Source organism: Fibrobacter sp. UWB11 (assembly GCF_900143015.1).
In the GTDB taxonomy this organism is placed as follows: domain Bacteria; phylum Fibrobacterota; class Fibrobacteria; order Fibrobacterales; family Fibrobacteraceae; genus Fibrobacter.
On record NZ_FSRT01000001.1, the window covers coordinates 1,527,367 to 1,545,972 of the forward strand.

Genomic DNA, 18,606 nt, shown 5'->3' on the forward strand with positions numbered 1-18,606 from the left:
AGGTATAAGGTTTTAAGTGTTAGAATTTGAATCCGGCTCGAATGTAAGCTTTGCGATCGTCAATAAGCGTGAGTTCTCCCATAAAAGAGAAACGTTGTCCTTCATAACTGATTGCGGGAGTCAAAGAATACTGGAGTTCCGCACCTTTGAGATAGTGCTTTTTCTTCAAATTATGGGAGCCGGGAGTCGTATCGTTCACGGCACTACCGTAATTCGTTCCTTTCCAGAACCAAGTCTGACGGACAGACGCAAAGATATGGCCATCCAAACGAGCAAAAAGATTCCAGTCAATCGTACGGCTGTTCGGGCCACCCTGATTTCCGAGCGGATACCCTAAGTGAGCCATCTGGGCCGTATTCTTTTTAAAATGGGAATAGACATAAGGTTCAACGCGAGCGTATTCAAAGATCGTACCCGCTTCAATCTTATGACCTTTGTAATAGAAATTATGACCAGCCTGGAAACCCGCCATCCAAGCCCACTTCGCCTCAATATTATCATTGCGAATCAAGCTAATCGGGGAATCCATATCGTCCAAAAAGAATTCCGTATAAAGACGCACCGTGTTAAACAAACGATAGTTAAAATCAAAAGACAAGGAACCATTGTTGCTATTTTCCGAAAAATTACCCTTTTCCATAAACAACGGTGCTGTCGGTACAAACAACCAGGGTTTCATGTTATCATAAAGAATCGTAAGTTCGCTTATACCAAACGTAGCATTCCCTACGGCAAGTTCATAGCGGTGGCCAAAGAGGTTTCGTGTATTGTCCTTGTTCGCCATATCAAAGCTGTGGAAAATGCGCAAGTCCGCATAAAAGCTCATCACACGGAGAGGACCAATCATCAAGTCCAAGCTCATCATGTTGTACGGAACAGCAAACTGGTTTAAAGACAAGTTGTTATAGTAGCCAGGTCCCCAGTGCATTACATCACGGCCAAAATCAAGGCGCAACCAGTCATGATTAAACGCGAAGTGCGTGCGATAACGAGCATAGCTTGTGTAATCAGCACCAGACTTTTTCGATTCATTTTGAATTTCCAAAAATTCGCGGTCATAAGAGCGCGGTTTCTTGGCAGAATGACCTTCGCTGTAAATACGCGCATCCAAAACAAAATCTAAAGAATCGACAAAACCGCGAACGTAAATGCCACCGTCTATTCCCGGCCAAATCGTATCTCCAAATGTCTTACCATTAGTGCTAATGCCACGATGATCAGTATCATTAATGTATTCACCACCACGATAATCAATACCGCCTACAATGCTAGCCGCAATGGCCACACGCGGAATCGAGTTTTCAAGAGTGAGAGCACGAGCTGCACATGCAGAATCACCCTTTTCACATTTGTACTGAAGTCCATTTCCCAAAATACCGGCACCGCGTAAATTATCGAAGTACAAAAGCGCGTTGCTTTCTGTCTTTGTGAAATTCTTGCGGAAAGTCGTATCCCTGCGCGGGTACGTAAAGTACTGGCGTTCGTTTCCTATGGTCTGTCGATGGTATTCAAACAGCATCGGAGCCGTTTCGAGAGTCCGCAAATTGAAGGTTCGTTCGGGTTCAATGACCGGAGAAACCGCAAAGGACTCACTCACGCCCGCCCAAAGCAAAGCACAAGACAAAAGGGATAAAAAGTTCTTAAAAACCATTGCAAAAATTTAGCATTTTCGTTCGCCGGATTCGTCAAAAATGGAAAATTTGAGCACTTTCGTCCCATACGGAACTTTTTGTTCCGCTTAAAAATTCAATGTCCGTAAAAAAGAACAATTCACATATTTAAAAGCGAATTCATCTAATATAAGTTTTAAGAAAATGTTGAATGGGAGATATTCTATGAATAAAAAGTTTCTGACCATGGGCTGTATTTCGAGCCTTTCATTAGCAATGTACTCCGGCTGCTCGGACTCGACTTCTGATTTGTACAATCCTGCCAATCCATTTGGTGAAGTCAATGAAGAAAGTTCCTCTTCTGTAGCAAATGCCGGAGCTGGGGACGAAATTGTCGTTTCTAGCGATTCCGAAAGCGCAACAAGCAGCGCAACCGCCACCTCGTCTGCAAGTTTGAATTTATCATCCAGCGCTACAATTGCACCGAACAGCAGTGCAACAATTGCTCCAAACAGCAGCGCGACTTTAGCATCATCCAGCAGCAACGGCACAAAGCCAAGCACGAATTCCAGCAGTTCTGCAACCCCGACAATACAAAGCTCTTCTAGCACAACAAGCCAGCAGGTTAACGAAAACACGGGCAACCGCCCTGTAATCACTTACGCCGCAAGTGGCGCCACAGCTACAAATGCAGGCAACTGCGTCACCGTTACAGGCGGTACAGTTACCATCAAATGCGGTGGCGAATACGATTTTAGCGGAAACTACAGCGGAAACGATGCTCAGATTCTTGTGAACACGGCAAAGACTGATTCTTCCGTTTACTTGAACATGAGAGGCCTTACACTCAGCAACACCGCTGACGCCCCGATTTACATCCAGAAGGCAAGCAAGGCTTTCGTGGTCGCCAAAAACGGTACGACCAACACCTTGAGCGATGGCTCCACCCGCACCAAGACCTACAATTACACTAACGATAACGGTGAAGCAAAAACCGATACGACAGGCGCTTGCATTTACGCCAAGGACGACCTCACCATCAAAGGCGAAGGTACGCTCGTTGTCAAGGGAAATTACAATAACGGTATCCATACCAGCAACGACTTGAAGGTTAAAAACGGTCTCATTACGGTCAACGCCAAGAACAATGGTCTCAAGGGTAAAAGCTCCGTTGAAATCAGCGGTGGTACAATCAACATTACCACGACCGAAGGCGATGGCATCAAGAGCGATACCGAAGATGCAGCCGATTTAGCATCAGGCAAGGGAAGCATTGAAATTACGGGTGGCGAAATCACCATCACTTCTGCATTCGATGGCATCACAGCAGCGAACGCAGTAACAGTCGCAAATGGAGAATCGACCTCCCCAACTATCAAGGTTACAGCAGGCGGCGGCCACAGCTGCCTTAGCGATCCCACAAGCAATACCGGCAGCACAGGCGGCCGCGGCGGCATGGGCGGATTCCCCGGTATGGGCGGCAGTTCCTGCTCTCCGACCGAAAGCATGAAGGGTATCAAGGGCGATTCGAGCATCACCATCAGCGCAGGCATTATCGATATCAACAGCCGCGATGACGGTCTCCATAGCAGTGGAAACATCACTGTTTCTGGCGGTACAATCACAATTGCCACTGACGACGATGGCGTCCATGCCGAAAAAGCTCTCTACGTGAAGGACAACGCGAACATCAGCGTTACCCTCGCCTACGAAGGCATGGAATCTCCCGACATGCACTTTGAAGGCGGTATTACAAGCGTCATCACCACTGATGACGGTTGGAATGCGGCCGGCGGAACGTCTACGACCACGACCGGTGGCAACACGGGTCGCGGAGGCCCAGGCGGCTTTGGCGGAGGCTTCGGCCCTGGCAGCGGAAGCACCGGCAAGCTCACAGTTACGGGCGGTTACCACTACATTTACGTTGGCACCGGCGACACAGACGGCGTCGACAGCAATGGAGACATTACGATTTCCGGCGGTGTCATCATCGTGGAATGCCGCATGAACGGTGGCATGGGCGGTATGGTCGATTCCGACGGAACCACGAACATTTCTTCAAACGCAAAGCTCCTCGGTTTCGGCACGAACAATTCCGAAGAAGGCACGCAGTACAGCGTAAGCTTCAATACCAATAACTACTACGGCACTTCGTCAATCGCATTCAAGCCGAGTTTTTCCGGAAACAAGATGGTCTCTAGCGTGGGTCAGCCGAGCGCTATCAGCAGCGTAAGCGGCATGACCAAGACCTGCTTCGGCAACAGTACCGATCGCTGCGTTTATACGAAGTAGACGAAAGAACGGGCCGTTAACCGGCCCTACAGACGAAAGATAAAAGGCGAGCAATTAAGCTCGCCATTTTTATTTCTAATTCCGATTTCCTAATTCCGAATTAATTACATCCAGCCGCGGTCAGACGTACCAGAAATACCACGAATCTTAAGATCGAAGTCATCACGGTTCGTAGCAGCATTCATAGCCGTTTCAAGCGAGATTTGGTCGTTCTGGTAAAGTTCCAAAAGCGCCTGGTCGAACGTCTGGCTATGATACTGAATATGGCCTTCAGCAACCGCCTGTTCCACCATGTCAAGCTTATTCTTATCTTCGATATATTCCTTGATGGCGCCCGTATTCACGAGGATTTCGGCTGCAGGCACTCGCCCATTGCCATCCTTGGTCGGCAAAAGTCTAAGCGAAATAATACCGACCAACACTTCTGCTAGCAAAAGACGAATTTCATCATGCTGGTGCGGCGGATACATCGAAAGCACACGGTGAATCGTTTCCACGGCGTTCGTCGTATGGATTGTCGCAAACACCATATGACCCGTATCGGCTGCAGTCAAAGCAATCTGCATGGTTTCAAGGTCACGAATTTCGCCCACCAGAAGCACGTCCGGGTCCTGACGGAGAGCCGCACGGAGAGCGTTCGCGTACGAAAGGGTATCCACGCCGATTTCACGCTGCGAGATAATTGCCACGTTGTCCTTGTAAAGGTATTCAATCGGGTCTTCGACAGTAATGACGTTCACGGATTCTTTCTGATTGATGTAGTCAATCATGGAAGCAAGCGTCGTCGATTTACCAGAACCGGTCGTACCTGTCACAAGAATAAGCCCGCGCTTTGTCAAAGACAATTCGCGAATGATTTCGGGCAAATGAAGTTCTTCGAATGCAGGAATAACAGCCTTAATATGACGGATTACAACAGCAATCGTACCACGCTGGCGGAACACGTTCACACGGAAACGCCCCATATCGCGTGCGCCAACGGCAAAGTCACATTCCTTATTGGCCTCAAAACGCTGCTTTTGGTCGCGATTCATGATGTCGTCCAAAAAGGAATCCATCATAGCGGAATCAATACGAACGTCAAAAAGCCTTTGCAAAGTACCGTTAATACGATAAACCGGCGGCACGCCCACACGAAGGTGCAAGTCAGACGCCTTGCGGTTCACCATTTCGCGCAAGAGCTGTTCGATGCGAAGTTCAGCCATATTAGCCTTCTCCAAACTTTTCGCGGCAGAGTTTTTCTACTTCTTCCAGACGAGATTTAATTTCGGCATTATTCGGATTCTTCTTTGCAAGATCCGAATAAATTTCAAGAGCCTTGGTATAGACACCCTGTTCCATGTAGATATCCGCAAGCGTACGCGTATTCAGACTATCGTCCAAATCAGCAGCACCACGGGAAAGCGGAGCTTCGGCATCGTTAACAAGACTTGCAGAAACTTCATCGTCGGAATCGCCCGACATCAAGTAATCAACACCCTTATTGTTCGGTTCGTCAGCTTCCGTCAAGGAATCATCTTCATCGAACAGGCCCTTGAATGCATTAGACACTTCAGAGTCAATAGAATCCAGTTCAGCAGAAGGTGCATTTTCAAAAGATTCAGCAGGAGCTTCAGCAACTTCGGCAGGAGCTTCGGATGCGGCCGGAGCTGCAACCGGTTCTTCGGTCTTAGCAACTTCAGCAGGTGCAGCCGTCTCTACGGTTTCCGTCTTTTCTTCCGGCAAATCATCAGAGTCTGAACCAAAGATGTTATCGAAGGATTCTTCGACATTTTCCTTCACATCTTCTTTTACAGAGCTTTCTTCAATTTCAGCACCTGTAGCTTCTTGGCTCAAAGGTTCTTCGGCAGGAGCTTCCGATTTTTCTTCAGGCAAATCCATGTCGTCTTCATCACCGAACATGGAAGCGAAGGCTCCGCCCATTTCCTTAGCAACATCTTCTTCTTGATCCGATTCCTGAACTTGTTCCGGAACCGTTTCTGCAGCAGGAGCTTCAACCGGAGTTTCAACCTTTTCTTCAGCGGTCGGCACTTCCGATATTGCAACTTCCTCCGTCGATGCTTCGGTCTTTTCTTCAGCATCTTCATCGCCAAAGAGTGCATCAAAGGCGCCATCCACTTCTTCAGCAGCGGATTCCTCTTCTGCAACCGGAGTTTCTTCAACAGCAGGTGTTTCGGCTACAGCAACTTCCGCAGCGGCAGTTTCTTCAGCAGCCGGTTCTTCGTCCAAATTGAGAACAAAATCATCATCTGTCTTTGACGGAGCTTCTTCTTCCGAGAAGTCCATGTGCATAGAAGGCACTGCATTTTCTGCAGGCTGTTCTTCTTCCGCAGGAACACTCTCAGCCAAAGATTCTTCGGCCGGCTGTTCAGCCGGAGTTTCGTCCAAACTAAAGTCTGCATCAGCAGATTTTTCGAACAAACCGCCCAAGGATTCTTCTTCGGAAGATTCGGTTTCAGCAGCAGGAACTTCAGCAGGAGCTTCGTTTACAGGAGCTTCATCAGCATTATCGTCCATGCTAAAGTCTGCATCAGCGGACTTTTCGAACAAGCTACCTAAAGATTCTTCTTCAGCAGGTTCGTTCTGGACTTCCGTAACAGCCTCTTCAGCTACCGGTTCTTCTACAGCAGATTCTGCAGGAGTTTCAACTTCTTCAGCAGCTTCAACAGGCTTTTCAGCAACCGTTTCAGATTCTTCTGCCGGTTTTTCTTCCGGAAGATCATCATCGCCCAAAAGCGAAGAGAATGCATCATCAACATTCGTCTCAGCCTCAGCTTCTTCGGCCTTCGGCGTTTCATCTAAATCAAGTATATCGGAATCCGCATTGTCTGCACTAGATTCTTCATCCGAGAAATCCATGTGCGTCGGCGGAACTTCGCTTTCCGAGGACTTTTCGAACAAACCACTCAAGGATTCTTCAGCAGAATCTTTCTGTTCTTCGGCAGCCGCTTCTTCTGCAGGCTTTTCATCCGGCAAGTCGTCGTCGCCCAAAAGCGAAGAGAATGCATCATCGACATTCGTTTCAGCGGCTTCCGCCTGTTGCGGTTCATCCTGTTGCGGTTCGTCCAAACTATCCAAGCTGAACAAACTTTCGTTGGACTTTTCTTCAACAAGTTCTTCGGATGATTCCTCGGACTTCGCCTGTTCGTCCGAAGTTTCTTTGTCTTCGTTATCGGCAAAATGCGAGAACAAGGACGATGTTTCAGGTTCTTCTTTTTCAGCAGGACCTGCGATATCAAAATCGTCATCCGAGCCCAAAATTCCAGAAATAGCAGAAGACACTTCAGACGAATTCAACACTTGATCGTCAAATTCCTGACCTTCAGAATCTGAACTGCCTTCGGTAAGTCCATCCGAAGCAGAATCCAAAGAATCACGCAAAGCATCCATCGAGGTGTTGTCTTCTTCGTCCGTATTCGGAAGCGATGCTGCAAGACTTGCAAAGACATTGTCTTCTTCTGCAACTTCAGCCACCTCGGAATCATTGTCCACATCCATCGTAAATGAACTATCGTCATCCATCGGCGGAGCAACCATGCTTGCCTGTTCTTCTTCGGTCAGAACATCGTATTCATCCTTCCAGAATGCATCCAACGGATCCATATCGTGAACACGACGGAAACATGCGTTACGCTCGGCAACTTTACCAAGCTTATCGTAGGATTCCCCCATTCTCTTATGAGCAGACAGGCAGAACGGGTCCTTGGCGAGCACCTTCTTATATTCAGAAATGCTCCCTGCAAAATCCTGTTTACCCGACAAAATCTTTGCACGCACCAACATAGCCGGAACATCGGACGGCGATGCGGCAAGAGCTTCATCGACCAACTTCAACGCAGCTTCGTAGTCACCCGAAGCACGTTCCATATCAGCAAGCCAGGCCAAAGCCTGTGAATGCCCCTTAGTCTTTTTTACAGCCTTTTTGAGAGAATCCAACGTTACAGCCATCATTTCTCCAATGGAAGAAGAACAGCTTCATCCGCCAAAAGTACAGGAATTCCCTCGCGAACCGGATAGAGACGAGCTCCGTCTGGCGTCACAAGGGCTTCAGTTAAAATATCAATTACACTTTCACCAGCAACGTTCTTTACAGAACCCGCTTGAATAGCGCTGTTCACAAGAGCGATTGTATCCGCATCAGCCTGAGATAGAGGCTGACGTGTTTCCGGGCAGCAAAGAATGCTTAACAATTTAGAATCGAGCATATGACCTTTTTTAAATCGGTTATTTCATAAAAAAAAATAACACAATTTTTACAAAAAAGGGCGTTTTAACGAAGATATTTGAGATTTACAAGGGCAAAATTGCCATTTTTTCCGTTTCCGATGAGCAAATACACGCACATTCCGAGTTTATCGAGCCAATTTATGTCGAAATTTTCGCGATATCCGGAGAAATTGGAGACTACCAAAAGCTCACGGCAGCCCGTGCGGTTGCAGATGTTTTCCATCTGAGAAAGGGGCCCGAGCAGGTGCTTGCGGTTCTCTTCGGAGAGCTTTTCGGGTTCGCCGCTCACGCAGCCGAGAATTTCGATGCCGGGGATGACGTTGTAGCTATCGAACCAGTTGTTCAGGGAATCTTCGCGACCGCCGAGCAGAATGGAGCGGTGGCGTTTTTTCGCAAAGATACGGTAGAAATAGTTTATCCAGAATGCAACGCGGCGCCAAGCAAGGAGAACCAGCGGGATAAAGAGACTGGAACAGACAGCATAGACGCACCACCCAATACTGGGATAGATTGTAGACTTGTCTCCCGGGACATAAGAAAATTGGGCAAAGTAACGGAATACCTCATACCCACCAACAGCAAGAAGGTTCAGTGGCACAAGGTACTGCAAGAACTTTTCGCCCTTGAGGCTGGATTCCGTGTATTCCCCACGGAAAATAAGAAAGACCATATTAACAATGGCGACCAAGCCAACAAGCCACCAGTCTTCAAAAGTCGTTATCACCCCGATGGATTCCTTAATGGATGTAAAAATGCATCCGTCGTTTCCCAAACCGGGCAAAAATACAAGTGCCCACAGCGCCACAACGCCCAAATCGAGGAACATCTTCCAGAACTTCGGAATCAAGCGCGAGAACATGCCCACGAACGCCGCAAATAAAATACCGAAAGACACGAGGAAGTTCGGAACAAAGTAAAGATCTTTGTGCTTTTTCACAAAGATAAGCATAGCCTTGTAGAAGTCCACGTAGGAACCCCAACGGCGTGTACGGCAACTCTGTCCCTTAAAGTGCAGAATATTCGTGACCGGCGTGTAATAGTTCTTGAGACCCATCTGCTTCGTCCGGAAACAGAGATCCAAGTCTTCACCGTACATGAAGTAGTCTTCGTCAAAGCCGTTCAGCTTTTCATAAACATCGCGACGGATGCAGAAGAACGAGCCACTCACGGCATCGACTTCAATCATCTCGTCCGGATCGGCGTACGTCATGTTATAGCTGGCGAGTGTCTTGCTCTTCGGGAAAAGTGCAGCAAGACCAATCGTCTTCGACACTGCAGAAACAATCGTCGGGAAAGAGCGGCGGCATGCCCATTGGAGCGTTCCGTCTTCGTTCAGAATTCGGCAACCGACAGTACCTGCATCCGGATGTTCTTCCATAAACTGGAGCATTTCGCGGAAAGCGTTCTTCGAAATGATCGTATCCGGATTGATGAAGAACAGGTACGGCTTAGTCGCATGCTTTTCAGCGAGGTTACAGCCTTTACCAAAGCCCAAATTTTCCTTGGAGTCAATCCATTCCACTTCCGGGAAGAAGTTCTTGATTTCGGGAATAATCGGTTCGGTGGAACCGTTATCCAGAACGATAATCTGCGAATCGATTTCTTCACAAGCATCGCGCACAGACTTGAGGCATGCCGGAATGAAGTCGCAAGAATTATAAGCAATGATAATGACAGAACAAGAAAGCATAATAGACAATTCCAAACTTTACAGGGTCCTTCACGCTTACGCGTTCAGGATGACGAGATGCAGAACTACGCGAGTCCGAGACGAAGCTTGAGCACGAGGAAGAATGCTTCGGAGATGATTCCGCCGCTCATCTTGGAGGTACCACGGGTGCGGTCCGTAAAGATGATGGGGATTTCCTTGACGCGGAGCCCCTTCTTCCAAATCTTGAAGGTCGTTTCAATCTGGAAGCAGTATCCGTCACTCTTCATCTTGTCGAGGTTCAAGGCCTGCAATGCTTCACGGCGGAAGCACTTGAAACCACCCGTGGCATCGCTAATCGGGAGGCCCGTCACAAGTCGTGTATAGACGTTTGCACCATAGCTGAGGATTAGACGGCGAAGGTCCCAGTTCACCACGCTGATGCGGTGATCCTGATAACGGCTACCAAGCACGAGGTCAGCATCTTCGGCAGTTTCCAAGAATCTGTTCAAGTCCGTCGGAGCATGGCTAAAGTCTGCATCCATTTCGAACACGCGTTCATAATCACGTTCTAGCGCCCACTTGAAGCCCATCACGTAAGCGGAACCGAGTCCCATCTTACCCTTGCGGCGAAGCAAGTGGATTCTAGGATTCTTGTCGGCTTCGGCCTGAACAAGGTCCCCCGTTCCATCCGGCGAACCATCGTCCACAACAAGAATTTCAAGACAATCATTCTGTTCCAAAATCGCCGACATGATGAGAAGAATATTCTCCTTCTCATTGTAGGTGGGAACAATCACCAAACTCTTAGGGAACGCCATTAAATACCTCTCTAAACACAAATCTATACAAAATTACAATTCACCAATCGAGTCAGAAACAGGATAGGATCGTTTTCTATTTCCGTTCATCATTTCGCCAAGAAGACCAAGCGAAAAGAATTGAACGCTCATCACTAGCGAGAATGCACCCGCCAACAAGAGCGGACGCACATGCATCTCCCCTGTCTGAATCCATTCATAGCCAAAATAACCGCAAATGCCAAGGCCCAAAGCAAGCAACAACAGCCCGACAAGACCAAAGAAATGAAGCGGTTTGGAGGAGAAGCTACGCATGAACATCAAGGAGACGAGATCCAAAAATCCGCTCACCAGACGGGAAACGCCATACTTCGAAACGCCATGAACACGGGCACGGTGAGCAACCGGCATTTCAGTAATGCGGAAGCCCTGCCACTTGGCCATCACCGGAATAAAGCGGTGGTAGTCGCCATAAAGCTGGATAAAGCGGACTACGGAATTACGGTACGCCTTGATACCGCAGTTGAAATCATGGAGACGCTTGCCGCAGACAATCGAAACCGTCAAATTGAACAACTTCGACGGCATCGTCTTGTGCCACGGATCCAAGCGGCGGATTTTCCACCCCGAAACAAGATCGTAACCGCTTTCGAGAATCTTGATCATCTTCGGAATTTCGAGCGGGTCATCCTGCAAGTCGCCATCGAGCGTTGCAACGTACCTGCCACGAGCCTTGGAAAAACCAAGAGCGAGTGCGGCGGCCTTGCCGCAGTTGAACTGGAAACGGAACGCACTTACCGAAGACTTTGGCTTTGCACCAAATTCCTTAGAAAGTTCTTCGATGACCTCCCAGGTATTATCGCGGCTACCGTCATCAATCGCGATAACCTCGAACTCCATACCGGTCGGTTCAATTGCGGCCCAAATTTCCTTAAACAACTGAGGAAGATTTTCACTTTCTTCCTTAACAGGGATAACCAAGCTCAAATCCATTGCACAACCTCGAAATTAATTAACGGCGGGAACGGCTTCAGTAGCTGGAGCTGGTTCTTCGTCAACCTTGAGAGATTCGTCCCTAATGGCTTCAATCTGCTGAAGGCTCATAGAAAGACGACTGTGGCCCGGAATATCGTAAGACGGAATGCTTTCGAGACCGCGCTTCACGACATCGACCGCCTTAGACTTCATGCCTGCAGAGGCATAGACATAGGATGCAGCCCAGTAGTTGCGCCATTCTCTCGGGAACTGTTGAATGCCGAGTTCAAGATACTTTGCGGCATTCAAAGCAAGACGTTCCACTTCGTCCTTGTCGGCCTTGGTAAACGGCTTCTTGGTCACGAGCGCCGCAATCTTTTCGCGTGCATCGAAAGAAATCTGCAAGTAGAGCGAGACATAGCTGCTGAGGAGGCGTTCTGTTTCGGAGTTGATGAAAGCAGAACCGTCACCGAGACCGCGGAACTTGTAAACGCTATCGATGAGGGCAGCAGTCTTTGCTGCATCAAAAGCATTCTGCTTCGGGGTAAGATCACCCTTCACAAAGTTGTAGACCATACCTTCTTGGACCATGTACTTTTCAAGACCCATAAAGTTCGAAGAACCAACAGTCGTCGAAATTTCAATCGGTCGATCCATATTCTGGAGAGCAAGGTCAATCACGAGCTTATTCTGCGTGAGCATCATGCTAGCGCGATTTCTCTTAGCCCAATCAATAAAGGCATCCCAAACCTGATAGTTCACCTTGAACTGAAGAAGCTTAGCAGAATCTGCCTCAGAAAGGTTGCCCTTAGCTTCCATCTGGTCAATGCGTTCCTTGAGTTTCGGCTTGAGGGTTTCAGCCTTGCGGATCCAAGTAGAAACAAGATGATTCGGGTTATTGGCGCTGCTGTTATCAAGGACCATGTCGTTATCAATGGTTTCCTTGGTGTAAGAGAGCTTGAGAATCGGTTCGTTCGTGAGCATCTGCTTGATGTACCAATCCGTGTTGCCCAAGGAAAGGTTCACCACGCGCACATCCTTACGGACACCAGCAACTTCCTGAGCAAACCACAACGGGAACGTGTCGTTATCGCCATTCGTGAAAAGAATTGCGTTCGGACGGCAGCTGTTGAGGAGGTTGTAAGCGTAATCCCAGGGAACCCAGAGACCAGAGCGGTCATGTTCCTTGTAGTTCGAAACGCACGGAACGATGAGCGAAACGAGCACGAGTACTGCAGCAATCGGAGATGCAAAAGCGGCAGTCGTTACAGATGTAGCCGCAAGCAGCACGAGGATACCGGCGCCAATACCGTAAATCATGCTCATGAAAATGAATGCCGGCGTATAGAAGTAGTCACGTTCGCGCACTTCCATGTGTACTGCTTCCGGGAACGGAGCACGCTGGCCAAAGCGGGCGAAGTTTTCTTCAATCTTCTGCCAGTTTTTCCAAGCCGTGGTGTTTTCGGCATCGCTAATCTTCTTTTCGTATTCAGCAATGCGGTTAGCCGGAGCATTGTGCATGCGAAGTCTTTCAATCGCATACTTAGAAGTTTCGATTGTCTGGCGAAGGTCAATAAGTTCGTTCGGATCCGGGAGGGCCGAAATTCCAGCACCAGAGTTGTTCAAATCCGCCACATTGCGAGTCATTGCATTGACCCAGTATTCGCGGTCGCGCTGTTCCATGCGGGAACCATCAGCAAAGTTGATGTAGAACAGAAGTCCCAAGGAGCAAAGCGCATAAAGGGTCGAAATAAATACACCCACATGCCTGTTACGCTTGCAGACATATACGCAAACAGCGACAAGAAGACCATTAAATATCAAGAAGAATATGAGTTGCCATGCAACATTATCGCCCATGAACGACATCTGCGTCGGGAAGCTGATTCCGAAACGTTCAATCGGTTCGTTTTCGGAAGCGTCAAACGTGTAAACACCGTTAGCATAGTTCACCCCACCTACCTTAGTCGGCAAGTACTGGGCCATCTGGTAACCACCATAACTCATGCTCGGGAAAGAGAGCACCTGGTGAGCAAGGCGAGAACGACGGTAGAATGCACGAGTAATCATGCTTTCGGAACCGTACTGCTTACGTTCAATAAAGGCATTAAAGGCTTCCCAGTTCTTGCTATCCAAAAGGTTGCTCAACTGGAGGTTGCCCTGTTCATCGCGAATATTGAATTCAGGATCGTTTTCGTCAATCGTCGGGTTGAGTTCCGAACGGATCGGGATGTAAAGATGAGTGCTGTAACCGACCAAAGCGAAGAAAGCAAAAGCAACAGAAAGGAGGAGACTGCGCTTCAGAGCGCCTTCATTGGACTTTGGAATCTTCCAACCAAGCACGGCATACAAAGCATAACCAGCAATGAACAAGACAATGAGAATGATGAAAGTAGCAAGCCAGCCACCCGTAATCATGTGCAAAGCAACGGCGAGCAAAATAGCCAAGCCAACCAAAGTGCTACGAACGAGGTTAAGTCCAACGAACTTGGCAGCACCAAGAATAAGGCCCAAGGCTAAAAGGCAAAGGAAAGATATTTCGATGAAAGAAGACACCTGGTAAATCACGGAGCAAAGAAGCGTACCCGTAATCCAGATTGGCAAACGTTCCGGAATCTTTTTCGGCTGAGCGATAAGAAGAAGTGCAAATACAGCCGGAACCGTGAGCATCGTGTAAAGGTGAGCGCCTACGCCAAGGAATGCGATATAGCAAATGAAGATGAGGATTCTATCGCTACTTGCTTCTTCGCGCTTGTTGTACCACACCAAGCCGAGGTAAGAAACAAGCATCAAAATAAGCATGGCAACGCCATAAACTTCTGCTTCGACAGCGTTGAACCAGAACGTATCGGAGAACGTGAGGAGGAATCCAGCGACAAGGGCTGCAGTCCCCAGCACATACATGCGCATCTTTTCGGAAATCTTTGCGGCCAAGGCATCGGTCTTGAGGACCGTCGACAAAAGTTCCCACGCAAAGAGGGCAGTCACATAGACGGTCGCTGCAGAACTTATCACGGAGATATAGTTCACACGCTTTGCAATTTCACCCACGAACGGCAAAAGGAGAATCACTGCACGGGCAAAGAATACGAAGAACGGAGTTCCAGGAGGATGCGGAATACCAAGCGTATTGGCGCAAGCGACGAATTCACCGCAGTCCCAGAAAGAGACCGTCGGGGCCATCGTCATCATGTAGACAATCAAGGCTACAAAACCAGCAATTCCAGCAAAAAGGTGTTTATACCACTTTTCATTCATCTTCATAACTATTATGCATCCTTCTTAGTATTGTTTGCAACCATGCCACGCTTCTGCATGAATCCGGCCAAGAGTCCGTTCACGAACGTACTCGAGGAATCCGTGCTGAACTTCGCAGCAATCTGCACCGCTTCAGAAATGACAACCTTCATCGGGACTTCGGTAACATACAAAAGTTCGACCATCGCGATGCGGAGAACAATCCTGTCAAGAGTCGCCATACGCTCAATTCCCCAATGAGCGGAGCAAGCTTCGATTTCAGAATCGAGTTCGGCCTTGTGAGCAAGGACCAAGTCGACAAGCTTCATGCCGTACTTTTTCATGTTGTCCTGGAGCGGCTGGGCTTCCAAAACGCCCGGGAGTGCATCAGCAACCGTACCGCCAGAAATTTCCATTGCGTAAAGCAACTGCATCGCAAAAACGCGAGCAGGTCTAAAACTTACTTGTGCCATAATTATTTCCCAATCTGCTTGTAAAGATTTACCATTTCAACGGCTGTTCTTGCCCAATTGCAACCGAGGTTCCCGGCCTTGAGGCCAGCACGGTTCATCGCCTGGTCGACCGTATCGGTCGTTAAGATTCCGAGAATCACAGGAATCTTGCCTTCGGCAGCGAGAGAAGCGATGCCACCCGTCGAATTGTTCACAACCACGTCGTAGTGCCCCGTTTCGCCACGGATAACGGCGCCGAGAGCAATCACGGCATCGTACTTGCCTGAATCTACAAACCTGCGGCAAAGGCCCGGCAGTTCAAAAGCACCCGGCACATGAGCTACAGCGATATCGTCGCTTGCAACACCGAGCGTTTCAAGTTCGCGGACAGCGCCTTCGAGCAGACGATCCGTCACGACTTCGTTAAAGCGGGCAACAGCAATTGCCACTTTCAAGTTAGAACCATTGAGGGAATTTTTGAATTCTTTCATCTTATTTTCCTTCATCTAAAACTTCGGCTGCGCCATGATCCGCATTGTCAAGATGGAGTTCGTGGCCCATCTTTTCTTTCTTGGTGCGCAGATAAAAACGATTGATGTTGTTCGGCTTGACTTCGATAGGCACACGTTCCACAATCTTTAAGCCATAAGCGGAAATGCCAGAAATCTTGCTCGGGTTATTCGTGAGGAGTCGCATTTCCTTCACACCGAGGTCTGCCAAAATCTGGGCACCCGTACCATACTGGCGCAAGTCGGACTTGAACCCAAGGTGGAGGTTCGCCTCGACCGTGTCCATACCCTTTTCTTGCAATTCATAAGCGCGGAGCTTGTTGCAAAGACCAATACCACGGCCTTCCTGACCGCGCATGTAAAGGAACACGCCACCATGTTCGCCAATGAACTTCATCGCAGCGGCAAGCTGGTCGCCGCAATCGCAACGGAGGCTACCGAAAATGTCGCCCGTGAGGCATTCGCTGTGAACACGCACATAAACAGGCTTTGAAAAATCCGGATTTCCGGCAACCCAAGCCACATGTTCGACGCCATCAGTCTTGCTGCGGTAAGCATAAGCTGTAAAATCGCCGTACTTGGTCGAAACGTGCGGGGCGGCAACGCGCTGCACCAACTTTTCGTTACGCAAGCGGTAGTCAATCAAGTCGTGGATGGAGATAATCTTGAGGTCGAACTTCTTGGCGACTTCCTGGAGCTGCGGCATACGGGCCATCGTGCCGTCTTCGTTCATGATTTCGATGAGGGCGGCAGCCGGGCGAAGTCCGGCAAGGCGAGCGAGGTCCACAGCGGCTTCGGTGTGGCCTGCACGGCGCAAAACGCCTTCTTCCTGGGCGTAAAGCGGAGAAATGTGACCCGGACGGCCAAAGTCCGAGGGCTTGGAATTCGGATCGGCAAGAGCCTGGATCGTCGCGGCACGGTCATGGGCGGAAACACCCGTGGTGCAGCCTTCGAGCTTATCGACCATGACGGTGAACGGAGTCCCGAGCATGGAAGTGTTTTCGGCAGTCTGACGCGTGAGATTCAATTCGCGGCAGCGAGAAATCGGAAGCGGGCAGCAAAGCACGCCACGCCCCTCGTGGAGCATGAAGTTCACCTTTTCGGGAGTAATCTTTTCGGCGGCGATAATGAAATCGCCCTCATTTTCACGGTCTTCGTCATCAACCACGACCAAGAACTTGCCGTTCTTGAAATCCTCAATGGCCTCTTCAATCGTATTAAGCAAGGTCACGTTCCTTTAGATAGTTTTCAATATATTTGCCCAACATGTCGACCTCGACATTGACCACGGTGCCAGGCACCCAGTTTCTGAGATTCGTGCGGGCTAAAGTTTCGGGAATAATGCAGACGCGGATGTAATCCTCCCCTTTTTCGGCAACCGTAAGGCTAATGCCGTTCAAGGTGATCGATCCACGGCGAATCACGTAGCGGCGCAGGTCCTGCGGCAAAGCCAAATCGACCTCGACACCCGTTTCGCGCGGGGTAACACGCAAAACTTCGGTAGTGCAGTCGACATGCCCCATCACAAAGTGACCGCCCATAAAGCTATCGGCACGGCAAGGATACTCGAGATTCACGAGATCCCCGACTTTTGCCTGCTTGAAGGACGTATTCACGACGGTCTGGTGCATGAGACAGAACGTAGCTTCGTCATCGGTACAGTTTTCAACGGAGAGGCACACGCCGTTATTGGCAATGCTGTCGCCCAGTTTGCTGTTTTTGAAGAATCCCGGCGACTTCATGCGCATGGTAAGCGCGTCTCCCCTATTTTCGAGGGAAACGATTTCGCCGGTTGCTTGAATTATACCCGTAAACATACGCGGGCAAATATAGAATTTTTCTCATTTTTGAGCCGCAACTGCGGACACAGTAAGGCGCCAAAAAGGCGCTAGTTGCTAGGAGTAAGAACGGGTTACTTTTGCTTATTGGTCATTAGCAGTTTATAGGAGTCACCGTCTTTAACGGAGCGCACGCGATATACCTGTTTTTTGCCATCCTTATCCAAGACTTCTATAGGGCATACGCCCTCTGAAAGGACCGTCACATTTCCCTCGTTATCCTTCTTTTTAATAAAGTTGCATTTGATATCGAAATCCTGAAGTTGTTCTCCGACATAATTCAGAATTTCGCAATTTGAAAGGGAACATTCGCCGAGTGTGAAAAAGTTTTTCTTATAAGCCCCGTAATTATAGTCACTATAAAAATGTCTGGATTTACGATTTTGATGATCGAACGTTTGATAAAAAACATATTCACTCATAATTCTAAACTTTTTCTGATCCCTCGTCACACGTAAATTACCAAAGAAGAACGTAAGCGTTCGTTGAACCCCTTTTAGACCAATATTCATCCGAACAGGGCAAATTCCGGTATCCAAAACTTCAATGTATGATTTTTTATTATTAAACTTCACAAAGTCGCAGAGGAACTCTAAATCTTCACGAGGTATAGGCATGTCATAGAACAAGCCTATATTTTTAGATTTTTTACTTTGTTCTTTACACAAGGACTTCCGATCCTTCAAAGATGGCATCAACTTTACAGCCATAGGATCTTTTATAGTCTTGCAATAATTTGTAACGTTTTCACAATAAACATGAAACGTAGATCTGTAAGAATAATTAGCCAAGTAAAAATTATTATTTAGCTCTCTAAAACTCAATTCAGGAAATAAACGATAGCCCTCTTCATAACCATAGTGCCATTGACTTTTGCCAGGATGCACGCATTTTCCATCTTTTATATATCCATAAAGGCAATACGAGCAGCCATTTTCATCAGTCCATTCGTATTGTGTATTATTAGAAAAAGCACTAACCACAAAGAATAAAATTAAAGAAGCGAGAAACTTCATAT

Annotated in this window: 14 protein-coding genes; 1 reads left to right on the top strand and 13 read right to left on the bottom strand. The window is 48.3% G+C overall.

Annotated elements, in window-relative coordinates; translation table 11 throughout:
• Positions 1–19: 19 nt before the first annotated feature.
• Positions 20–1,597, bottom strand: coding sequence for a capsule assembly Wzi family protein (locus BUQ91_RS06405; protein ID WP_254842265.1), 1,578 nt, complete (start codon positions 1,595–1,597; stop codon positions 20–22).
• 238 nt (positions 1,598–1,835) lie between these two features.
• Here BUQ91_RS06405 and BUQ91_RS06410 point away from each other — a divergent pair, with 238 nt between their 5' ends.
• Positions 1,836–3,902, top strand: a complete 2,067-nt coding sequence (locus tag BUQ91_RS06410; protein ID WP_074208572.1) for a carbohydrate-binding domain-containing protein — start codon at positions 1,836–1,838, stop codon at positions 3,900–3,902.
• A gap of 104 nt (positions 3,903–4,006) precedes the next feature.
• Here the strand turns inward: BUQ91_RS06410 and BUQ91_RS06415 are convergent, their stop codons facing one another.
• The 12 genes from BUQ91_RS06415 to BUQ91_RS06475 all read right to left on the bottom strand — a co-directional run bounded on the left by BUQ91_RS06415 (position 4,007) and on the right by BUQ91_RS06475 (position 18,604).
• Complete coding sequence (locus BUQ91_RS06415) at positions 4,007–5,107, bottom strand: type IV pilus twitching motility protein PilT (RefSeq protein ID WP_072830418.1); 1,101 nt, start codon at positions 5,105–5,107, stop codon at positions 4,007–4,009.
• A gap of 1 nt (position 5,108) precedes the next feature.
• On the bottom strand, positions 5,109–7,853 hold the full coding sequence (locus BUQ91_RS06420; RefSeq protein ID WP_074208573.1) for a tetratricopeptide repeat protein: 2,745 nt from the start codon (positions 7,851–7,853) through the stop codon (positions 5,109–5,111).
• Positions 7,850–8,107 (bottom strand): Trm112 family protein, encoded by a 258-nt coding sequence (locus BUQ91_RS06425; protein ID WP_072830414.1) that lies wholly within the window; start codon positions 8,105–8,107, stop codon positions 7,850–7,852. Before BUQ91_RS06425 ends, BUQ91_RS06420 begins: the two co-directional genes overlap by 4 nt.
• A 65-nt stretch (positions 8,108–8,172) precedes the next feature.
• A complete protein-coding gene (locus tag BUQ91_RS06430) occupies positions 8,173–9,819 on the bottom strand; it encodes a glycosyltransferase family 2 protein (RefSeq protein WP_074208574.1) in 1,647 nt (548 codons plus the stop codon).
• Positions 9,820–9,884: 65 nt separating this feature from the next.
• A complete protein-coding gene (locus tag BUQ91_RS06435; RefSeq protein WP_072830410.1) occupies positions 9,885–10,598 on the bottom strand; it encodes a polyprenol monophosphomannose synthase in 714 nt (237 codons plus the stop codon).
• 33 nt (positions 10,599–10,631) lie between these two features.
• Positions 10,632–11,570, bottom strand: coding sequence for a glycosyltransferase family 2 protein (locus BUQ91_RS06440; protein ID WP_074208575.1), 939 nt, complete (start codon positions 11,568–11,570; stop codon positions 10,632–10,634).
• 15 nt (positions 11,571–11,585) lie between these two features.
• Positions 11,586–14,816 carry a glycosyltransferase family 117 protein gene (locus BUQ91_RS06445; RefSeq protein WP_083601161.1) on the bottom strand — a complete coding sequence of 1,077 codons (3,231 nt, stop codon included), beginning with the start codon at positions 14,814–14,816 and terminating at the stop codon, positions 11,586–11,588.
• 5 nt (positions 14,817–14,821) lie between these two features.
• Positions 14,822–15,262, bottom strand: coding sequence for a transcription antitermination factor NusB (gene nusB, locus BUQ91_RS06455; protein WP_072830406.1), 441 nt, complete (start codon positions 15,260–15,262; stop codon positions 14,822–14,824).
• Positions 15,263–15,264: 2 nt separating this feature from the next.
• Positions 15,265–15,732, bottom strand: a complete 468-nt coding sequence (gene ribH, locus BUQ91_RS06460) for a 6,7-dimethyl-8-ribityllumazine synthase (protein ID WP_072830534.1) — start codon at positions 15,730–15,732, stop codon at positions 15,265–15,267.
• A 1-nt stretch (position 15,733) separates the two neighbouring features.
• A complete protein-coding gene (locus BUQ91_RS06465; protein ID WP_074208576.1) occupies positions 15,734–16,981 on the bottom strand; it encodes a bifunctional 3,4-dihydroxy-2-butanone-4-phosphate synthase/GTP cyclohydrolase II in 1,248 nt (415 codons plus the stop codon).
• Positions 16,968–17,567 (bottom strand): riboflavin synthase, encoded by a 600-nt coding sequence (locus BUQ91_RS06470; RefSeq protein WP_074208577.1) that lies wholly within the window; start codon positions 17,565–17,567, stop codon positions 16,968–16,970. The genes BUQ91_RS06465 and BUQ91_RS06470 overlap by 14 nt, the downstream gene beginning before the upstream one ends.
• 95 nt (positions 17,568–17,662) lie before the next feature.
• Positions 17,663–18,604 (bottom strand): hypothetical protein, encoded by a 942-nt coding sequence (locus tag BUQ91_RS06475; RefSeq protein ID WP_074208578.1) that lies wholly within the window; start codon positions 18,602–18,604, stop codon positions 17,663–17,665.
• Positions 18,605–18,606 lie beyond the last annotated feature (2 nt).